Genomic DNA, 2,208 nt, shown 5'->3' with positions numbered 1-2,208 from the left:
GGTACTATGAAGTCCTTTATCATCGAAATGTATTGTCGATTATCTGTTCCAATGTGGGCTGGTTTGTTTTTATATCTAGGCTGGAAAGTTCTAATATCATTCGGCCACATTCTAGGCTTGGATACGGCTGATTTAGATAAACAACAAGATGCAGGTGTAGCTATCTTTGCCTATATTTTCTTGTTCACGCTATTAATTATCGGTGCTTTTGCTGGCTGTTTACTTTGTTGTATTTCACTTTCTAAGATTTTTCGATTACCTGAAAATGATTTTAGGCGCATCTTACTTAGTATGTTGAAAATAGACCGTAAGGAAAGGCTTCTTCAGCGTTATTATTTTTGGTGCTTTAAAATGGCGTATGGAAATGAAATATAACAAAAACATCATGGTGGGAATTTTACTCGCTGAAAAAGCGCTCCTAAAATCCCCATATGTTAAGCGTTATATCGCACAAGGAGTATTGCGTTGAATTTTAGATTACTAACTATTTCCTTTCTGTTTTTAAGTTCCCCTGTATTGGCAGATAAATGCAAAATTGAGTACTTAGGTGAGCTTGAATATACAGACATAGAGTGTCAATTCTATATGGGAACAACAGCGTATAGAAATGAGGTTTATGAAGTTGCTGCCGCTCATTGGAATTTCGTTATTGCAGCACCGTTAAAATTCGAAGGTGAAGATCAATTTCAAGCCATGGCACTAAGTACCGTTACTTTTTTAACTTATCAAGGTCTAGGGGTAAAACAAGACAGAAACCTCGCAGTCAAGAACTGGAAAGATGCGGTACTAAAAGGCGACTTTGAAGCTAGAAGACACTTAGGAATGGCTTACTCGGATAAAAATTATAAAAAAGTAGATTTGGTTAAAGCTTTAGGTTGGTATGAGTCTATATTTCTCGTTCAACCGGATTTAGAGGTATTAGACGAATCAGATCAGGGTGTATATCAAGATGCATTAGATGGAGCTAAAAGTATCAAAGTTAAGCTCTCTACTAGTGACATTCAGAAAGCTATGGAGTTTGCTCAATCTACGGTGTAAAGCGATATAACAAACAAATTATGGCCGACGCGCAAACAGCGCGCGCCGCATATTCGAAGCGTTATGTTTCAAATAGAGTTAAGGATACAACTTGCAGTTAAAGCTCCTAATTATCGCCCTAATAATTGTTGGTATGGCAAATGTGTACCTTGAGATAGGCGGAGATGAAAACTTTATCATTGTGACTCCTAGTCAAAAGGAATGTTTGAAATCCTGGGTTGATGTAGAGGGAGAATACGATATCTATGGGCCTGAGGTTTTTGACGGTCATTCAATTGTTTCGGTTGGTACTAAATTGGAATCAAACTTTGAAACTGAATTGTCGGGATGCTTCTATGACGCTGTGATTGAAAATGTTTCGCTTTCTGAGATTTCTACTAAAGTGGATTTCCTCAAATCTCAGGGTGTAAATCAGTTTTATTTTTATAAACCGCTAAAAAGTGAATCGTTCAACATATACGGTTTAAGTCAATGAAACATAACAAGTGCATCATGGTGGGAATTTTACTCGCTGAAAAGCGCTCCTAAAATCCCCATATGTTAAGCGTTATGTTTTTACTGGAGATTAATTGGCAACTTTCATTTGTCCGAATTGCAATATACGGAAAGAAAAAAAAGAAGTACCCACTTTGAAATCTATGTATGGATTGGGTTACGAATACACATGCCAAGAGTGCAGGTGTAGTATCTCTCATTCTTGGTTATCTCAAGGAGCAATGTCTTTAGGTTTTCTGATCCTACTGTTTATTAATTATGTTGGAGATATTGCAGTTCAGGTTGAATACGGGCTCTTAATCTTTGCAGTTATATTAATTGTTTTTGGCTTAATGAAGTTGAAGCCGCAAGTAAAAAAACATAACAAATGAATTATGTTGTTCGTAAACTCACTGGGACAAATACTCGCTGGCCTTCGGCCAAATCGCTCATATTTGCCCCACAATAAAAGGGGTCAGAGTCAATTTAAATAAACTATACTCCTATTTATTAATAAAAAGAGGCTGGTTTAATGGCGAGAAGACTACGAGTTTCTAGTGCAGGAGTGTCAGAGCACTTAATACAGAGAGGGAACAATCGTCAGGCGACATTTGCTTGTGAAGAGGATATGCAGGCTTATGTTGGTTGGCTCAAAACGTATTCTAAGAAATATAAAGTCAGTGTTCATGCATGGGT

The 2,208-nt window shown here is 37.2% G+C and carries 3 protein-coding genes; all 3 read left to right on the top strand.

Annotated elements, in window-relative coordinates:
- Window positions 1-375: hypothetical protein (locus tag QZ562_RS21015; RefSeq protein ID WP_293764664.1), on the top strand; the 375-nt coding region annotated here is incomplete at its 5' end.
- Between the two features lie 90 nt (window positions 376-465).
- Window positions 466-1,038 (top strand): hypothetical protein, encoded by a 573-nt coding sequence (locus QZ562_RS21010; RefSeq protein ID WP_293764662.1) that lies wholly within the window; start codon window positions 466-468, stop codon window positions 1,036-1,038.
- A gap of 91 nt (window positions 1,039-1,129) precedes the next feature.
- Window positions 1,130-1,513 carry a hypothetical protein gene (locus QZ562_RS21005; RefSeq protein WP_293764659.1) on the top strand — a complete coding sequence of 128 codons (384 nt, stop codon included), beginning with the start codon at window positions 1,130-1,132 and terminating at the stop codon, window positions 1,511-1,513.
- The last annotated feature ends 695 nt before the right edge of the window (window positions 1,514-2,208 follow it).

It is taken from the genome of uncultured Paraglaciecola sp. (assembly GCF_913058035.1).
Taxonomy (GTDB): domain Bacteria; phylum Pseudomonadota; class Gammaproteobacteria; order Enterobacterales; family Alteromonadaceae; genus Paraglaciecola.
Note: the sequence above shows the minus strand (reverse complement) of the source record. Positions and strands in the feature narration are given on the sequence as shown.